13 protein-coding genes are annotated in these 17,886 nt (G+C 53.8%); 6 read left to right on the plus strand and 7 right to left on the minus strand.

The genetic code is table 11. The features are described 5' to 3' along the window. Positions 1-26: 26 nt before the first annotated feature. From CJA_RS14705 to CJA_RS18795, 4 genes are read right to left on the minus strand one after another with little or no spacing between them, the layout of a single operon-like run. On the minus strand, positions 27-1,610 hold the full coding sequence (locus tag CJA_RS14705) for a phage tail sheath family protein (protein ID WP_012488632.1): 1,584 nt from the start codon (positions 1,608-1,610) through the stop codon (positions 27-29). Positions 1,611-1,652: 42 nt separating this feature from the next. Continuing rightward, positions 1,653-2,468 carry a hypothetical protein gene (locus CJA_RS14710; protein ID WP_012488633.1) on the minus strand — a complete coding sequence of 272 codons (816 nt, stop codon included), beginning with the start codon at positions 2,466-2,468 and terminating at the stop codon, positions 1,653-1,655. Between the two features lie 49 nt (positions 2,469-2,517). Continuing rightward, entirely contained in the window at positions 2,518-3,132 is a 615-nt protein-coding gene (locus CJA_RS14715; protein ID WP_012488634.1) for a Pvc16 family protein, read from the minus strand. Positions 3,133-3,135: 3 nt separating this feature from the next. Next, positions 3,136-3,462 (minus strand): hypothetical protein, encoded by a 327-nt coding sequence (locus tag CJA_RS18795; RefSeq protein ID WP_012488635.1) that lies wholly within the window; start codon positions 3,460-3,462, stop codon positions 3,136-3,138. 527 nt (positions 3,463-3,989) lie between these two features. Here CJA_RS18795 and CJA_RS14730 point away from each other — a divergent pair. Continuing rightward, positions 3,990-5,477 (plus strand): sigma-54 interaction domain-containing protein, encoded by a 1,488-nt coding sequence (locus tag CJA_RS14730; RefSeq protein ID WP_012488638.1) that lies wholly within the window; start codon positions 3,990-3,992, stop codon positions 5,475-5,477. Between the two features lie 129 nt (positions 5,478-5,606). Here CJA_RS14730 and xylA read toward each other — a convergent pair whose 3' ends face one another. After that, positions 5,607-6,938 (minus strand): xylose isomerase, encoded by a 1,332-nt coding sequence (gene xylA / locus CJA_RS14735; RefSeq protein ID WP_012488639.1) that lies wholly within the window; start codon positions 6,936-6,938, stop codon positions 5,607-5,609. A gap of 42 nt (positions 6,939-6,980) precedes the next feature. Continuing rightward, the gene (locus CJA_RS14740) at positions 6,981-8,462 is read right to left on the minus strand and encodes a xylulokinase (RefSeq protein ID WP_012488640.1); all 1,482 of its coding nucleotides are present in this window, start codon (positions 8,460-8,462) and stop codon (positions 6,981-6,983) included. A gap of 327 nt (positions 8,463-8,789) precedes the next feature. Between CJA_RS14740 and CJA_RS14745 the strand changes: the two genes are divergently transcribed. Beyond that, on the plus strand, positions 8,790-9,518 hold the full coding sequence (locus CJA_RS14745; RefSeq protein ID WP_148208887.1) for an NUDIX hydrolase: 729 nt from the start codon (positions 8,790-8,792) through the stop codon (positions 9,516-9,518). Positions 9,519-9,775: 257 nt separating this feature from the next. After that, a complete protein-coding gene (locus tag CJA_RS14750) occupies positions 9,776-11,188 on the plus strand; it encodes a sugar porter family MFS transporter (RefSeq protein ID WP_041551579.1) in 1,413 nt (470 codons plus the stop codon). 168 nt (positions 11,189-11,356) lie between these two features. Here the strand turns inward: CJA_RS14750 and CJA_RS19805 are convergent, their stop codons facing one another. Next, entirely contained in the window at positions 11,357-11,674 is a 318-nt protein-coding gene (locus CJA_RS19805) for a hypothetical protein (protein ID WP_238526776.1), read from the minus strand. Between CJA_RS19805 and CJA_RS14755 the strand changes: the two genes are divergently transcribed. Genes CJA_RS14755 through CJA_RS14765 form a run of 3 tightly spaced genes read left to right on the plus strand, consistent with a single transcriptional unit; the run spans position 11,673 to position 17,863 of the window. Then, positions 11,673-13,199, plus strand: a complete 1,527-nt coding sequence (locus CJA_RS14755; RefSeq protein ID WP_238526777.1) for an endo-1,4-beta-xylanase — start codon at positions 11,673-11,675, stop codon at positions 13,197-13,199. The genes CJA_RS19805 and CJA_RS14755 overlap by 2 nt on opposite strands. Positions 13,200-13,227: 28 nt before the next feature. After that, complete coding sequence (locus tag CJA_RS14760; protein ID WP_012488645.1) at positions 13,228-14,934, plus strand: glycoside hydrolase family 43 protein; 1,707 nt, start codon at positions 13,228-13,230, stop codon at positions 14,932-14,934. Between the two features lie 55 nt (positions 14,935-14,989). Next, entirely contained in the window at positions 14,990-17,863 is a 2,874-nt protein-coding gene (locus tag CJA_RS14765; protein WP_041551580.1) for a glycosyl hydrolase 115 family protein, read from the plus strand. Positions 17,864-17,886 lie beyond the last annotated feature (23 nt).

Raw genomic sequence — 17,886 nt, forward strand, 5'->3', positions numbered from 1 at the left:
CAATGGATTAAGGATGTCGGTATTGATCAGGCATCTGCCGTTTTCTGGCCGATACGGAAGATCACAAACTCGGCCGGCTTGAGCGGGGCAACCCCGATCTCGCACACCAGGCGACCGTTATCCAAATCGTTCTGGGTCATGGTGCTGCGATCGCAACGGACGAAATAGGCAGCCTTGGGTGTTGGGCCCAACAGGCGACCGTTAAACCATTCGTTGTAGAGGAAATCCTCCACGGTCGTACGCACATTGCTCCACAAACGTTCGCCATTGGGCTCAAACACCACCCATTGGGTAGATTTTTCAATAGAGCGTTCGAGATAGAGGAAATAGCGACGCACATTGACGTATTTCCATTCAGGATCGCTGGCAAGGGTTCTGCCCCCCCACACGCGATGGCCGCGGCCGGGGAAGGAGCGCAGGCAGTTAATCCCTTCCGGGTTGAGCAACTCCTGCTGGAAGCGATTGATATCCTGCGCAAATCCCAGTGCACCGATTACCGGTTCATTGGCCGGCGCTTTGTGCACGCCGCGCTGCACATCGGTATTGGCATAGACACCGGCGATAAACCCGGCGGGAGGAACATTAATCGTGGTGCGCTGCCCACTGGGATCAGATGCCACTACCCAGGGGTAATACAGGGCCAGGCGCGAATCATCAAACTCCGAGCGGAACTCGCGCACTTCACCCACCGACATGCCTTCACGCGCATCGACAATACCGACGCGATAACGCATTTTGCGGCAGTGCTTTTGCATCTCAACCACAATCGCCTGGTGATTGGTTTCATCCGCGGCGGCGGCAGGCGCTAACACAATCGCAATATCTTCGATGTCTTCCAGTGCGGCAAAACCAATGCTGCCGTTGACTTCATCGGTTATGCCGGCGTAATCAGCCGCATCCGGCGCATCGCCATCGCTGCCACCGGTCAGGTGAATTAAATAACGTGCACCGGTGAGTGGATTGTCTTCCGCACTGGCCGCATCGTCATCAAACAATGCCGTCAGTGCCGCCACCACCTCTGCCTCCGTGTCTGCCGACACAGTTGCACTGACCGGACTGCTCAGGGCATCACTGCGGCGCGCAGGATTTGCAGCCAGCACACTGCCGAGGCTGCGCGGCCCGGTCGGCGCGACTGAAATATTGCTGTAGGTGTAAATCACTTCACCGTTGGAAATGACATCCAAATCAAAATCGGTTGGATCCGTTCCCGTCACCGGCGAGCGCCAGTGCACTTCCAGGGTGTAATTGCTTTGCGCACCGGGGAAACGCGCCGTAAACACCAGGTCATCGTTATCCGCCGAGGTAGCGGCCTCCGGGGTTCCGCCGGCGATACGGGCCACAAACAACTTGCTGCCACCGCCATCGAAAAACGCCTTGGCCGCAATCGCCGTGTGGTTGAGCACCGTGTCGGTACCCAGGGTCAAATCGCGGGCATCACCATAAACGCGCACAAAGTCAGCGAAGCTGGTGAGCAACTCCGGTTTGCCGCGCAAGGGCCCGGTGCGCGTCGGGCCAACCAACCCCGCTACACTGGTACCCACGCCCTCGATGGATTTCGCGCGGTAACTTACTTCTTCTACAAACACTCCGGGAGCCAGATATTCGGGCATGGTTTCCTCCTCATGCTCACCTGTTGGTGATGTCAGTCAATGTCAGACGGTTTGTACTGCAATAAAAGTTTTGTTAGCGGATTGAAGTCGCTGATGGAGCGCCGGCCTCACCGTTAACGACTGGTCTTGGGAAAAACTGTCTTGCTGGGTAAAGGATTCAAGCGCAAGTGCAGGCAATTCACCCACGGCTACCGGGGTATCCACCGTCGCGGCAGGATTACCCAGGATTCGCAAGCTGGCGTTGTAGTGTGTGGTGCCCTGTGGCAATGGCGGCAGGCGATCCAGTGCAATACGAAAATCGCCTTTGGCATCGGTTTGCGCGCGATAGGTTTGGGTTTGGCTTAACCCCAACGCCACCTCCAGTTCTAACAGGCCCCATAGCAACGGGGCCAGTGAAGAGGCCATGGATACACGCCCAAACAACACCCCACCTGCTCCCGGCCTCACCCCCAAAGGCGAGGGATAAAGCACAACGGGCTGGCCATTACCGGCGCCGAGCGACGCCTCGAAAGCCGCCGGGTTGTAGCGCCCGCGCGGGTCGCTCACTTCGCCACGAACCACTAGCGGTGGCTGTACCGGCCGGGCGCGCTGGGCTTCGTTGGCAACACCCTCATGCATGTCTTCAACCGGTGTTTGCCAAAATGCGGTTTTACCCAGTGAATGCAAAAATTTCAGGCTGCGCGGTTTTTGGGTGAAACGGATAGCCAGGGGAATATCGATACGGGCCATGGCACTGGCCTGCTCTGCCGACGCGCCATCCAGCCAGTAAATAACATCGCTGGAATGCAGGAGATTGGTTTCCAATACCCGCACATGGTTGGCGTCAGCCAGTTCAAATTCGTCAGTCTCATCCGTCATCGTTTATCTGCTCAAAAATCCTGTTACAGAACTATTCGTTCACACACGGTTATTCACGTGGCAGTGCCACAGACTCCGCGACGCCCGTGGGGAAAATCCGCGAAACCACCGCCGGCCCCTCTGTCATCTGCGCATTGAGCCGCAAACGCAGCGTGCGAATGACATAGGGCATGCTCAGCGTAAAACTCACCTTGAGCGCATCCCAAATGCGCAGCATGTCCTCATTGGTTATTTCATCCGGCGCTATGGTAAGAATTTCCTTCGCCGTCCAGCTGTCGTCGTATTCCGTCAAGTGCGAGGCATCCATGCGCGACTCGTTTGCCAATGCGGTCATCGCCCAGGCCAACAGATCTGCCTCTATGCTGGCGCTGCCACCTGATGCCATCAGCAGCAGATGCAAATTCACCGGCAACTCGGGGGCAGGTCCTGTATTTTTGTCGGTGCCCTGGGGTGAAAAAAAGCGACTGCGACCATGGGGATCTATCGCCAGGCGATGCAAATAAATACCCAGGTAGTTGCCTGTTTGCGCATCGGCAATGGTGTTACTGCCAAACAATTTGACAGAGGCATTAACACCGCCGGCACGCAACTCCGGTGGCATACGCGTTGTTAAAAAATGCTCAAGACTGAGCAGCACACCGTTAACGGCCCGGTAAGATGCCACCTGTTATTCCTCATCAATGTTGCGGTTGTTCCCTTGTGCCGGAGGATGGACTGTTGCAGCATCGTTCACGCTCGCATCCGACAACCTGGCGCTGTAAAGCAACTCGCCGTCCGGCAGTTGCCGTGCATTCACCACCCCCTGGTCACAGAGGTATTCCATCGCCAATGCCACGCGCCGTTCACTTTCCTGCAAGCGCTGCCGCATGATCCACCAGCGCGCTATTCCTTCAACCGTATCGGCTACCTGGGGGCGCTCACGTAAATAGGTGGCGATCTCTTCAGCGAGTTCCCGCACTTCAGCCTGTAGCTCATTGCTATCGTTCTGCACCATGAGTCCTTACTCGCTTGACCGATACAGGTAATCCGAATCGCATTGGATAGCTTGCCATTCGATCACTGCCACCCCATCAGGTAACAGAGCAATAGCAACCGCCATACCAAACTCAAAAAAAATTATCTAACTGATTGAACAGGTGGGAAAAATCAAAAAAAAGCCTCAACAGCGGGCGGGGCAATTTCCACCCGACTGTTTTCAACAAAAAAGAAAGAAGTGAAATTTTTGATGCCAAACACCGGGAATTCGCAGCCCCAGCCGGGTAAAAAATCACCCGCCCCCCAAGAGAGATAACGATGCAGTGCCCGATGCCATCCGGTATTTTGATCACGGCTTTTTGGTGAATAATGCACTTTACATTGCATAGGCCTGTGCTAACTTCACATGTCTTAGCGCTGGTGAACTACTGCCGGCCTTTTCATGCAAGGATGCAACCTCATCGACAACCAGGTAGTACAAGGGTCACCCCCTCACTGACTCCCTGATAATGCCAATCGCCGAAATCGAGAGAAGGATGCTTTGCCATGTACCAGATCAATCTCCTGATGTTTGCACCCGCCGGACAGGTAGCTACCCCCGGAGTAGAGGCTTTGCTGCGGCATACCCTGGATCAGCAATGGCGTGGACGCTATCAACTGCGCTTACTGGATGAATCCTGTTTTATAACGAAAAACGCCTTATCAGAGATACCTATACCGGCAGCGCATTTGAATGTCATCGTCGATGAAGGCCAACAACTTCATAAGCCTGAACTCTACCAGCCACTGAAACACTATTTACTCGCCCATCCAGGCATGAACAACCTCTGCCTGCTCATGCAACATGAAAAGACACTGGGAACAACACACAAGCTGGTTGAGCTGTTCCACGACTTTTTATTTTGGCCCTGCAGTACAACCGAGTTAAGTATTCGCCTGCAGCGTTTGCTGCGCCAACCAAGCCCAAGGGATAACGGCAAACTCCTGGCCGAATTTGCGCAGATGAACCTGATCGGCGAATCGCCGTTGTTTATGCGCAATGTGCAATTGATAAAAAAGATGGCCGCCTGCCATGCCGCCGTGCTGATTCACGGAGAGACGGGTACCGGTAAGGAAAATGCAGCGCGCGCTATTCATTACTTAAGCAAGCGACGCGAACAAAGTTTTGTGCCGGTGAATTGCGCAGCTATTCCCGATGAGCTGATCGAAAGTGAATTGTTTGGCCATGAGAAGGGAGCCTTCACCGATGCCAAACAGGCACAGGCCGGGCTGGTTACCCTGGCCAATGGCGGCACCCTGTTCCTCGATGAAGTCGATAGCCTCAGTCCCAAGGCACAGGCAGCCCTGCTGCGCTTTTTACAAACCCAGGAATACCGTCCCCTGGGAGGCAAGCAAACCCTGCACGCCGATGTGCGCATCCTGGCAGCCACCAATGCCGACCTGGTTGACTGTGTACGCCAAAAACGTTTTCGCGAAGATCTTTATTTCCGGCTGAATGTTCTCAGCCTGCTGATGCCGCCCTTACGCGAGCGCCGCAACGACATCCCCCTGCTGACCACCCATTTATTGAACCGTTTCGCCGAAGAATACCAAACCCCGCGCAAGCAAATATCCTCTGCCCACATGCACTTCTTATTGCAACAGCAATGGCCAGGGAATATCCGGGAACTTGAAAACTGCCTGCTGCGCGCCTTTGTCCTATCGGCAGGGAATTACCTCGAATTTATTGACGCAACAGAGTCAGCCATCACCGAAGAGGACACGGATAACTCACCGCTGCAAACCGGTTTTGCAGAAGCTCACACACTCGCTCTGACAGGGTCAACACCGACATCCATGTCACTCAGTTTTCAGGATGCCAAAGCCATAGCCATTACCCGTTTTGAATCAGAGTATTTGCAAAACGTTATGCGCCTTACCCACGGCAATGTCTCTGCCGCGGCACGCATCGCCGGTAAAGAGCGACGTGCGCTGGGTAAGTTATTGCAGAAATATGCGATTGATAAGCACCAGTTTCAAACTGCCAGTGTATAAGTACAGCGGCCATCACCGTTAATTTTTGAAAAAGCAGACACAAAAAAGCCGCTGCATTTAACACCTGGGTGGTAAATAGCAGCGGCAACAGGCTTTGCTAGAAACGAGGTTAAATCAGACTCAAAACGCTTAACGGATGTAACGGTTAATGATGTTTTCGTAGAGTTCCTGACGGCCACTGGTCAGAGCCACTTCACCATTGCTGTTACCGATATTGGCCAATTGCTCCAGGGTCAGCTTGCCTTGCTCATAGAGTGAGCCATCACCGGCATCAAAACTGGCATAACGCTCTTTACGCATGGCTTCCAGCGGCGATTTTTGCAGCAGGTCATCGGCAATCAACAGCGCACGGGCAAAGGTATCCATGCCACCGATATGACCGTAGAACAGGTCTACCGGATCGGGTGAATTGCGACGCGCTTTCGCATCAAAGTTCACACCGCCACCGTGCAAGCCACCACTGCGCAGCAATACCAGCATCATCTCAACGGTTTCGTTGATATTCATCGGGAACTGGTCGGTGTCCCAGGCATTTTGGTAGTCGCCACGGTTAGCGTCGATAGAGCCCAACATGCCGGCATCAGCCGCCACTTGCATATCGTGATCCATGGTGTGACCAGCCAGGGTGGCGTGGTTGGTTTCCAGGTTCAGTTTGAAATCTTTATCCAGGCCGTGATGACGCAGGAAGCCGATAACCGTGGCCGCGTCAAAATCGTATTGGTGCTTGGAGGGTTCCATCGGCTTGGGCTCGATGAAGAACGTTCCCTTAAAGCCCTGGGCACGCGCATAGTCACGCGCCATGGTCAGGAAGCGGGCCATGTGCTCCTGCTCGCGCTTCATGTCAGTGTTGAGCAGGCTCATGTAACCTTCGCGACCGCCCCAGAACACATAGTTTTCACCGCCCAGAGCAATGGTTGCATCGAGCGCGTCTTTCAATTGCGCACCGGCGTAAGCCAGCACACTGAAATCCGGGTTGGTCGATGCACCGTTCATGTAGCGCGGGTTGGAGAACAGGTTGGCAGTACCCCACAGCAGTTTAATACCAGACGCTTTTTGTTTTTCCTTTGCGTATTCAACGATGGTCTGCAAACGCTTGGAAGTTTCGGCGCGGCTGCTGCCTTCGTCGATCAGGTCAACATCGTGGAAGCAGTAGTAGGGAACACCCAGCTTGGTGATAAATTCAAAGGCCGCATCCATTTTTTCACGGGCGCGAGCAACAGCATCCGGCGTAGCGGCCCAGGGAAATATTTTGGTGCCTGGACCAAAAGGGTCGTGACCGGCACCACAGAAAGTGTGCCAGTAACAAACCGCAAATTTGAAATGCTCTTTCATGGTTTTGCCGGCAACAACACGATTTTCATCGTAATATTTGAACGCCAGGGGATTGTCAGAATCCGCACCTTCGTAACCGATTTTGCCGATGCCGGGGAAATATTCTTTGCTACCGAGAACAATGCTCATAGTTTTCACCTTGTTTTTTCGAAAAGCGTTACAACTAACTTATTACGGCAGCAGGTCAACCCACGCCCGATAAGCATCCTGATATTGCGCAGATAATTGCGCTTGCGGCTCTACCACAGCCAGTCGCGTCAAGCCCTGAAAGGCTTCATTGGCCGACGCGTAATAACCTTTACCCAAGGCAGCAGCGCGGGCTGCACCTTCGGCGCCATCGGTTTCAAATAATTCCACAGCGGCCTGGGTTGTATTGGCAAAGGTTTGCGCGAATACATCACTCAAAAACAAATTGCCCTTACCCGCGCGAATCACTTCACAGCTACCGCCCAGTGACTTCAATACGTCAAAGCCCTGGTTCAGGGAGAACACAATCCCCTCCTGGGCAGCGCGCACCATGTGCCCCAGGCCATGGCGGTTGAAATCCAGGTTGCGCAGCTGCGCACCGGGATTCCTGTTTTGGAAAATCCGTTCAGCGCCATTGCCAAAGGGATGGAACAACAAACCTTCACTGCCCACAGGCACGGCTTGCGCCAGGGCATTTAATTGCGGATAGGATGGGCTTGCCCCTGCACTGCTTAAGGTCTGGCGCAACCAGGAATACAGGCGGCCACAACCGTTAACACACACCAGCACACCATTGCGTGGCTGCTCTGCGGTGTTGGTGACATGCAAAAACGTATTCACCCGCGATTGCAAATCGGCGGCGGGTTGATCGGTCACACCGTAAATAACACCGGAGGTTCCCGCTGTCGCAGCCACTTCACCGGGTTGCAATACATTCAGGCTGAATGCATTGTTGGGCTGGTCTCCGGCGCGATAGCAAATGCTGACGCCTTCACGTAATCCCAACTCTGCCGCTACCGCAGAACTGACCACCGATTGCTCGCCGAAACTGGGAACCACATCGGGAATCAAACTGGTGTCCATCCCCCAATGTTGCAACAACTCGATTGCAACGCGCTGCCCGGTAAAGTCCCACAGGGTACCTTCGGATAATCCGGATGCCGTGGTGTTGATCTGCCCGGATAATTTCATGGCGATGAAATCACCCGGCAACATGATTTTATGGATACGGGCAAAAATATCCGGCTGGTTTTCCTGCACCCAACGCAATTTGGCGGCGGTAAAATTGCCCGGGGAATTCAGCAAGTGGGAGAAGCAGTAATCGCGCCCCAAGGCATTGAAGGCAGCCTCGCCCAGCGGAACAGCGCGACTGTCGCACCAGATAATGGCCGGACGCAGTACTTGCTGCTGGCGATCAACCAATACCAGGCCGTGCATCTGGTACGAAATACCTATGGCTGAAATATGCTTGGGGTCAAAACTTCCCTTAGCCACCAAACGGGCAAACCCTTTACGCACGCAATCCCACCAAATGTCGGGATCCTGCTCGGCAAAACCGGGCGTCGGGCTGGCAATCGCCAGCTCGGATTCAGGATGCGCCAGGGAACCCAGGCTTTTACCCGTCTGGCCATCCAGTACAGACAGCTTTACCGAAGAGCTGCCAACATCAATTCCAAGAAACAACATAAGGGTTCTCTAGGCTGTCAATTTGTAACCAGGTAGTACCTGTGGAGGGGTAACCGGACTCATTTTGCTGTTATTGATTTCGATGGCCCGGTGCTTTGTGTCACACCAGCCTTATTGCATTGATGACAATATATCTTATTGTCTATCTGACAACAAGATAAAAACAACGTAATTTTTGTAAACCCTGTTGCAGATATGGCACGGGTGAAGCCGCACACAGGCTCGACCCCGGTGATCGCTACTTATACAATGCGAGCACTTTCGCCCGGTTACACCCGGAATTCGGCCATTACCCATAACGAGATTAAGAACCAGAGGACATCCGCTGTGTCAGACCAGCCCCTACATCCCAATAGTCATTTTGAACCACTCAACCTGCCGCCTAATGTGATCAAGGCCCTATCTATCGATAACCTGATTTTCGGACTGGATCACGACGAACTGAAAATCCTGCTGGTCAAACAAACCGACCCCATGCACCAGGGCAAATGGGCACTGCCAGGGGGATGGATTCGCTACGATGAAAACCTGCGCGATGCAGCCTATCGCCTGCTGGAAGAGTTGACCGGTGTGCGCCAGCTGTTCCTGGAACAACTCAAAACCTTTGGCCGGGTAGACCGCTTTCCCAACGAGCGGGTAGTGACCATTGCCTACTACGCCCTGGTCAGTGCCGAAAACTATTCCCTGGTTGCCGGCCAGGCAACTGCCGATGTGAGCTGGCACAGCGCCAACCATCTGCCAGAACTGGTGTATGACCACGCCGAAATTATCGAGCACGGCCTGAAAGTGCTGCGCCACCAGGTCTGCCACCAGCCGATTGGCTTTAACCTGCTGCCTGAGAAGTTCACCCTGTTACAGCTCCAGGCGCTCTATGAGGCGATCCTCAATACCAAGCTGGATAAGCCCAATTTCCGCCGTAAGATCATGAAGATGAACCTGCTGACCCCCTGTAATGAAAAGCAGCAGGGTGTGCCCCACCGGGCAGCCAACCTCTATCGTTTTGACTCAGAGGCCTACAGGCATTTAACCGAATCCGGCTTTGCCTTTGAGATCTAACCTGCTGCCGGCGTGTCGCTTCCACTCCCCTGTGACACGCCGCCGCACAGCAAATCAATATCGCATATAGTCACATAAACCATATTGCTTTAGTATGTTGTCCGACGCCCACCCAAGTGCGTCACCTGGATCACAAACCCCGTACCGCACAGGCTCCGCCGACAGTGAATATGCTATGGTCGGCAACCGTAGCGGCAATAAGAAAAATGCCGGCACCAACATGCTGGCTGGTCATAATTTCAATAACAGGTATTACCATGAACCCAACTGCAAGCCCCAACCAGGCGAACACCCCGTTTATTATCCTGATTAGTGTCATTGCCACCATTGGTGGCTTTTTGTTTGGCTTTGATAGCGGTGTGATTAACGGCACCGTGGATGGCCTGCGCACCGCCTTTAATATCAATACGGCCGGCTTTGAAGTGTCCTCAATGTTGCTTGGCTGTGCGGTGGGTGCCTTCTTTGCCGGAACCCTGGCCGACAAATACGGCCGCAAGATTATCCTGATTATTGCCGCGATTTTCTTTATTGTTTCTGCCTGGGGCTCAGGTATCGCCACCGGCTCCCTGGAGTTTGTGCTGTATCGTGTGCTGGGGGGCCTTGCAGTAGGTGCCGCCAGCATTATTTGCCCCGCCTATATCAGCGAAGTTGCCCTGGCCCGCTACCGCGGCAAACTCAGCTCCGTACAGCAGGTGGCCATCATCACTGGCCTGACGGCAGCTTTTGTGAGCAATTACTTCCTCGCCAAATACGCTGGTTCGTCCCTCGCCGAGCTCTGGTGGGGTTATGAAACCTGGCGCTGGATGTTCTGGGTGGAATTGATTCCCTCGGTGATCTTCCTGGTAGCACTGCTGTTTATTCCCGAAAGCCCCCGCTTCCTGATGGCATCCGGCCAAACCAGCCAGGCGCGCAAGGTATTGACCAAGCTCTATGGCGAGAGCGAAGGTAATGCCAAGGTGAGTGAAATCGAAGCCTCCCTGGCTGCCGACCACCATAAACCGCGCCTGTCTGACATTATCGATAAAGTCAGTAATCGCATCCGTCCGATTGTGTGGGTAGGTGTGGGCCTCGCCGTACTGCAACAATTTGTGGGCATTAACGTGGTGTTTTACTACGGCGCAGTACTCTGGCAAGCCGCCGGCTTCTCCGAGTCTGACGCCCTGCTGATTAACGTTGTCTCCGGCGCTGTCAGCATCGGTGCCTGTTTTATCACCTTCTTCGTTGTGGACAAAATCGGTCGCAAGCCACTGCTGTGGATCGGCTCTGTGGGTATGACAGTGACCTTGACCCTGGTAGCCTTCGCCTTCTCGGGCGCGCCGCTCGACGCAAAAGGCAATCTGATGCTCAGCCCGGAAATGGGTACATTGGCACTGGTTGCGGCCAACCTTTACGTCATTTTCTTTAACGTTTCCTGGGGCCCCGTTATGTGGATCATGCTGGGCGAGATGTTCCCCAACCAAATCCGCGGCTCTGCCCTGGCCATTGCCGGCCTGGCGCAATGGGGCGCCAACTTCCTGATCACATTCACCTTCCCATACCTGCTGGCATCTGCCCTGGGATTACCAGGAGCCTACGGCATCTATGCCTTCTTCTCTGCCTTCTCCATTTTCTTTGTACTCAAACTGGTTAAGGAAACCAAAGGCAAGGAGCTGGAGCAAATGGAAGGCTAAACCATTCGCTTACATGCCTAAAAACCGCCTTCGGGCGGTTTTTTTATGCCTCTTGTTTGGGCACCAAAAACCCTCTGATAAATCCTTACACTTTTTGCTGATCGACTGGTATACAAGAAAAACTCACTTATGGTTTAATTGACAATAATAAAGGCGCGATCACAATAATCAAACTAACGAGACTCCAGCAATGAAAAAGATCCAGCAACTCCTCATGCTCTCCCTGATTAGCTCAACACTAATTGCCTGTGGCGGCGGTGGAGGGGGCGGTTCAACACCAACCACCAGCAGCTCACCCCAATCCTCTAGTCCAGCATCGACGCCATCCAGTGCTTCATCCTCATCGATCATATCCTCCTCATCGCTATCATCATCGCTGTCTTCCTCATCACTATCCTCGTCATCGCTGTCTTCTTCATCGGCGAGCAGTGTTAGCAGCTCCAGTGTCGCTGCCAGCGAGGGCAATGTTGTTATAGAGGTGGACATGGCAAATGGCTGGAGAGGCAACGCATCAGGCAGTACCAGCCATTCCGGTATTACCTACAGTGCCGATGGCGTTACCTTTGCCGCACTGGGTGATGGCGTGGGCGCTGTTTTTGATATTGCCCGACCAACCACACTGGAAGATGCTGTGATAGCAATGGTTGTTAATGTCAGCGCTGAATTTAAGGCCAGTGAAGCCAACTTGCAGATATTTGCCCAGTTAAAAGAAGACTGGTCAAAGGGCGAATGGGATTGTCTGGCGGCCAGCAGCGAACTCACTGCGGATACTGACCTAACCCTGACCTGCACCATTGATGAAGACGACGATAAATTCAACCAAACGGCGCGCGATGTACAAGTCGGTATCCAGGCCAAGGGAACACCCGCCGGAACTATCACCATTAAAAGCGTCACCATTACACTCGCACAGGAAGCCTATTCAGCCAATGTCGATCACCTGCGCGACCTGGCCCCCAGCGATTTCCCCATTGGCGTCGCCGTGTCCAATACCGACTCCGCCACTTACAACCTGCTCACCAACAGCAGAGAGCAGGCTGTGGTTAAAAAGCACTTCAATCATTTAACTGCCGGTAACATCATGAAGATGAGTTACATGCAACCTACCGAGGGCAATTTTAACTTCACCAACGCCGACGCCTTTGTGGATTGGGCCACTGAAAATAATATGACGGTGCACGGCCACGCCCTGGTATGGCATTCCGATTACCAGGTTCCCAACTTTATGAAAAACTGGGCAGGCAGTGCAGAAGACTTTTTAGCGGCCTTGGACACACATATCACCACCATTGTCGATCACTACGAAGCCAAGGGTAACCTCGTCAGTTGGGACGTCGTTAACGAAGCCATCGACGACAACAGTCCGGCAAACTTCCGCACGACGGATTCTGCGTTTTATGTGAAGAGCGGAAACAGCTCTGTCTATATTGAGCGCGCCTTCCAGACCGCGCGCGCGGCAGATCCCGCTGTGATCCTCTACTACAACGACTACAACATTGAGCAGAACAATGCCAAGACCACCAAAATGGTCGATATGGTCAAGGACTTCCAGGCGCGCAGTATCCCGATTGACGGTGTGGGCTTCCAGATGCATGTCTGTATGAACTATCCATCCATCGCCAACATTTCTGCCGCGATGAAGAAAGTGGTCGACCTTGGCTTGCTGGTAAAAATTACCGAACTGGATGTTGCCGTCAACCAGCCCCATTGCGATGCGTATCCGGCCAACAAAATCAATCCGCTGACCGAAGCGGCGCAATTGGCCCAGAAAAAACGCTACTGCGACGTAGTGAAGGCCTATCTGGATACAGTCCCGGTGAATCAGCGCGGCGGTATCAGCGTCTGGGGAACTACCGATGCCAACACCTGGCTTGATGGCCTGTACAGAGAACAGTTTGAGGATGAAAAAATTTCCTGGCCCTTGCTGTTCGACAACAACTACAACGACAAACCTGCACTGCGCGGTTTTGCCGATGCGTTAATCGGTACGCAATGTACTAATACACATTGATTGCATTGATGTAAAAAAGGCTCCACCCATGCCGCTAAAAACGCTAGCCGCTTTTGCGGCATCCATCAGCCTGTTACTGGCCAGCCCATGGGGCCTGGCCAGTAACAGCAGGCCTCACCCACTTCCCCAGGTAAAATTTTTCGATTTTACCTATGAAGGGAAGGACGATATTTTTGCAGCGCCGCTTAAGCCCGGCGAATACCAAAACCCAATCCTTGCCGGGTTTTACCCGGACCCGAGTATTGTCCGGGTTGGCGAGGATTTTTTCCTGGCAACCTCGTCATTCAGTTATTCCCCTGGCGTACCCATTTTCCACAGTAAGGACCTGGTGAACTGGCGTTCGCTGGGACATGCCCTGATAGACACCGAACAGCTCCCCCTGTTTAACCAAAGCACATCGCGCGGCATCTATGCCCCAACCCTGCGCCATCACAAGGGTGTGTTTTACCTGATTACGACACTGGTCGATGTTCGCGGCAACTTCCTGGTAACAGCAACCAATCCGGCAGGCCCCTGGTCCAAACCCATCTTGCTGCCCGAGGTCGGTGGTATAGACCCGGATATCTTTTTTGACGATGACGGTCGCGTGTATATCGCCCACAACGACGGCCCACCCGGTGAGCCGCAATATGAAGGCCATCGCGCTATCTGGATGTGGGAATACGATCCGGATAATCAAAAAATTATCCCCGACTCGCGCCGCTTGCTCGTGGATGGCGGCAGTGACCTCAAGAAAAAACCCATTTGGGTTGAAGGGCCACACCTTTATAAAATTAACGGTTGGTATTACCTGGTGTGTGCCGAAGGTGGCACTGGTTACGATCATTCTGCGGTTGTTTTCCGCAGCAAAAGCTTGCAGGAACCTTTTATCCCCTATGGCAAAAACCCAATCCTGACCCAGCGCGACCTGGATCCCAAGCGCGCAAATGCAATCAACAATGCCGGCCATGCCGACCTGGTGCAAACGGCGGAGGGAGAATGGTGGGCCGTCTTCCTCGCCACACGGACTTATCAGCAGGAACACTTTAATACCGGTCGCGAAACCTTTTTATTACCTGTGCGCTGGCACGATGAATGGCCAGTGATTCTCGATGCCGGCAAGGCAGTGCCCTATCGTTTACCGGCCCCCAGCACCCAGGCGAAATCCCGCGCAGCACAACCCACAACCGGTAACTTTGTGTGGGAAGATTCCTTCACCCGGGATCACCTGGCCCACGACTGGTTACAGCTACGCATAGATCACCAACCCTTTTACCAGTTGTTGCCCCATCAGGGCGCTATTGCCTTGGAAGCCCGCCCGGTTACCCTTGCGCAACTGGAGCAACCCGCGTTTCTTGCCCGCCGCCAACAGCACATGCACTACACCGCCAAAGTGAGCATGGCATTGCCACGCGCCAAAGGCATAGCCGCCGGACTTGCCGCCTTCCAAAGCGAGCAGGCCCATTACTTTTTAGCCGTAGAGCGCAACGACAAGGGCTATGCCTGGTTCGTTGAACAAGCCAACCTGGGCGCGCCACAGATTATCGCGCGCGGGCAATTGGCGCTGCCCTTCAGATTGCAAACCCTACAACTGGGCTTGCGCCTCAACACGGATACCCTGGATTTTTATTATTGGGATAGCGAAGGCAAAAAACGCGAACTGTTAAGCGGCGCCGATGCCAGTATACTCAGCTCCCACAAAGCAGGAGGCTTTGTGGGCAGTATGGTGGGCCTGCATGTCAGGCAGTCACCCTAACGACACCAGACGCTTTTTCTTCATTGTTGCCACCCATCGTCACGGAGTTTTTACCATGACTCGTCAGATCCTGCGCCAGCCCCTGTGGCTGGTCTTTTTTTTTCTTGTAACCCTGTTTTCCAGTGCAGGCAGCCTTGCCCTGGGGGAAGACAGCTGGCTCACCGCCAGTAGTCGAGGCGGACAATTTGTCCTGGTCGGCAATAAAACCCAGGCAAGCCTCTATATCGATAGCAATGATTTTTCCGGTGCACAGCGCAGTGCGCGCCACTTGCAGCAAGATATTGCCAAGGTCAGCGGAAAAACCCTGGCACTCATTCAGGATGCATCACAACTATCCGGCACCGCGGTGATTATGGGCACCATCGGCAAAAGCGCGCTGATTGATCGCCTGATTGCCGAAGGCGAGCTGGATGTGAGTGACATTCGCGACCAATGGGATGCCTATCACGTCCAGGTGCTTAAAAACCCCCTGCCCCATATCAAGCAGGCACTGGTGATTGCCGGCAGTAACAAACGCGGCACCAGTTACGGCATTTACAGCCTGAGCGAGCAGATTGGTGTATCGCCCTGGTATTGGTGGGCCGATGTTCCCATCAAGACCAGGCCACTGTTGTTTATCAACAAAGCGCTGCACCTTCAGGATCAACCCAGAGTGAAATACCGCGGCATCTTCCTGAATGACGAAGCGCCGGCCCTGACCAATTGGGTCAAGGAAAAATACGGCGATTACAACGCATCATTTTATGAAAAGGTTTTTGAACTGCTGCTGCGCCTTAAAGCCAATTTCCTATGGCCCGCGATGTGGAATAACGCCTTTGCCGACGATGATCCACAAAACATGATCCTCGCCGATGACTACGGCATAGTGATGAGCACATCGCACCACGAACCCATGATGCGCGCCGATAAGGAATGGAATCGCTATGGCAAAGGCCCCTGGGAATACTCCACCAATCCCGACAACCTGTACCAATTTTGGGTCGACGGTGCCAAGCGCAATAAGCCCTACGAAAGTATCTACACCCTGGGTATGCGCGGACAGGAAGACGAGCCCATGAGCGAGGGCGAAAATATCGACCTGCTGGAGCGTATCGTACGCGACCAACGCAAGATTATTGCCGATGTATTCGGCCAGGAACAACTCACCCAGGTACCGCAAGTCTGGGCACTGTATAAAGAAGTCCAGGGATTTTACGAGCGCGGCATGCGTGTTCCCGAAGACGTAATCCTGCTCTGGTGCGATGACAACTGGGGCAATATCCGTCGCCTGCCCACACCGGAGGAGCGCCGCCGCCGTGGAGGGGCCGGGGTTTATTATCATTTCGATTATGTCGGCGGCCCGCGCTCCTATCGCTGGATCAATTCCGTCAGCACCGCCAAGATATGGGAGCAAATGCACCTCGCCTACACCTATGACGCCAATAAAATCTGGGTGGTCAATGTCGGCGACCTCAAACCCATGGAATACCCGATTGAATTCTTCCTGCGCATGGCCTGGAACCCGGAAGCCTGGCCCAAAGAGCGCATCCCGGAATTCGGCAAACTCTGGGCAGAGCGCGAATTCGGCAAAACCCATGCCCAGGCGATTGCGCGTATTGTCGATGGCTACTCCCGCCACAACCTGCGCCGCAAACCGGAACTGCAAGACGCCGGCATTTATCACCAACTGCACTATCGCGAGGCAGATCGTGTCACCGCCGAGATCAAAGCACTTGCACAAGAAGCGGAAGCCCTTTACCAGCAGCTGCCAACCAACTACCGCGATGCGTTCTACCAGTTGGTACTCCACCCCACCGCCGCCAGTGCCGTCATCACCGAAATGTATGACATGCAGGCCAAAAACCAGCTGTATGCCCAGCAGGGTCGCGCCTCGGCCAATCGCTACGCCGAAAAGGTGCGCGAGCTATTTGCTGCGGATGAGGCCCTCACCCAGCGCTATCACCAGCTCAATAACGGCAAATGGAACCATATGATGGCGCAAACCCGCATCGGCTATACCCATTGGAATAACCCGCCAGCTAACACCCTGCCACTGCTCTACGACTACCAACCCCATGGCGCAGCGGATATGGGTGTTGCTATCGAAGGGATGACACAAGCCTGGCCAGCACCGGGACAATACGAATTGCCACGCTTTGATCCCTATGGCCAAAGCGAGCGCTACATCGATATCTTTAACAAAGGTAAAACTCCGTTCACAGCTCTTGCCAAAACCTCGGCACCATGGATTATAATTAATAATACTAGTATGCAAGTTAAAGATGAGCAGCGACTGCAGGTTTCCATTGATTGGAGCAAAGTCCCCAAGGGACAGGCGAGTGGAAACGTGCAGATCACCGGAACCGGATGGGGTGGTGCCACAATCAAGGTGAATGCCTTCAATCCCGCCTTGCGCAAAGACCCTAAAGGCTTTGTGGAGGGGGATGGCTATATCGCGATTGAGGCCGAGCACTTTGCCCGGCGTGGCGGCAATACCAGTTTCCGCTGGGACATCATTCCCCAACATGGCCGGACCCTGTCATCGATATCGCCTTATCCGATCACTGATTACAGTTTTGAAGAGCCCGCCAAGGCGCCTTATGTAGAGTACGACCTGTATCTATTCCAGGCTGGCGATGTTGAGATCACAGGATTCTTTGCACCGAGCCTGGCGTTCTTTCCCGGCAGGGGCTTGCGCTATGCCATCAGCCTCAACGGCGAAAAACCGCAGATTGTGGATATCGTGGCCGATATGAGCGAACAGGCCTGGGAAGAATCGGTTAAGCGCGACATTCGCACGATCAGCAGTCGCCATCGGGTAGATCGCGCTGGTCCACAAACCCTGCGTATCTACATGGTTGATCCGGGGGTTAGCTTGCAAAAAGTGGTCATTAACACCGGCGGCCTTAAACCCAGCTACCTGGGGCCCACGGAAAGCCGACGATATTAAATTTAAAAAACCAGTTGAGTTAC

Origin of the sequence: Cellvibrio japonicus Ueda107 (assembly GCF_000019225.1) — a bacterium.
Classification (GTDB): domain Bacteria; phylum Pseudomonadota; class Gammaproteobacteria; order Pseudomonadales; family Cellvibrionaceae; genus Cellvibrio; species Cellvibrio japonicus.

Bases quoted from the DNA above. Each gene is read 5' to 3' on its own strand.
- CJA_RS14705 (WP_012488632.1), bottom strand. From the start codon at position 1,610: ATGCCCGAATATCTGGCTCCCGGAGTGTTTGTAGAAGAAGTAAGTTAC.
- CJA_RS14710 (WP_012488633.1), bottom strand. From the start codon at position 2,468: ATGACGGATGAGACTGACGAATTTGAACTGGCTGACGCCAACCATGTG.
- CJA_RS18795 (WP_012488635.1), bottom strand. From the start codon at position 3,462: ATGGTGCAGAACGATAGCAATGAGCTACAGGCTGAAGTGCGGGAACTC.
- CJA_RS14730 (WP_012488638.1), top strand. From the start codon at position 3,990: ATGTACCAGATCAATCTCCTGATGTTTGCACCCGCCGGACAGGTAGCT.
- xylA (WP_012488639.1), bottom strand. From the start codon at position 6,938: ATGAGCATTGTTCTCGGTAGCAAAGAATATTTCCCCGGCATCGGCAAA.
- CJA_RS14740 (WP_012488640.1), bottom strand. From the start codon at position 8,462: ATGTTGTTTCTTGGAATTGATGTTGGCAGCTCTTCGGTAAAGCTGTCT.
- CJA_RS14750 (WP_041551579.1), top strand. From the start codon at position 9,776: ATGAACCCAACTGCAAGCCCCAACCAGGCGAACACCCCGTTTATTATC.
- CJA_RS14755 (WP_238526777.1), top strand. From the start codon at position 11,673: ATGGCAAATGGCTGGAGAGGCAACGCATCAGGCAGTACCAGCCATTCC.
- CJA_RS19805 (WP_238526776.1), bottom strand. From the start codon at position 11,674: ATGTCCACCTCTATAACAACATTGCCCTCGCTGGCAGCGACACTGGAG.
- CJA_RS14760 (WP_012488645.1), top strand. From the start codon at position 13,228: ATGCCGCTAAAAACGCTAGCCGCTTTTGCGGCATCCATCAGCCTGTTA.
- CJA_RS14765 (WP_041551580.1), top strand. From the start codon at position 14,990: ATGACTCGTCAGATCCTGCGCCAGCCCCTGTGGCTGGTCTTTTTTTTT.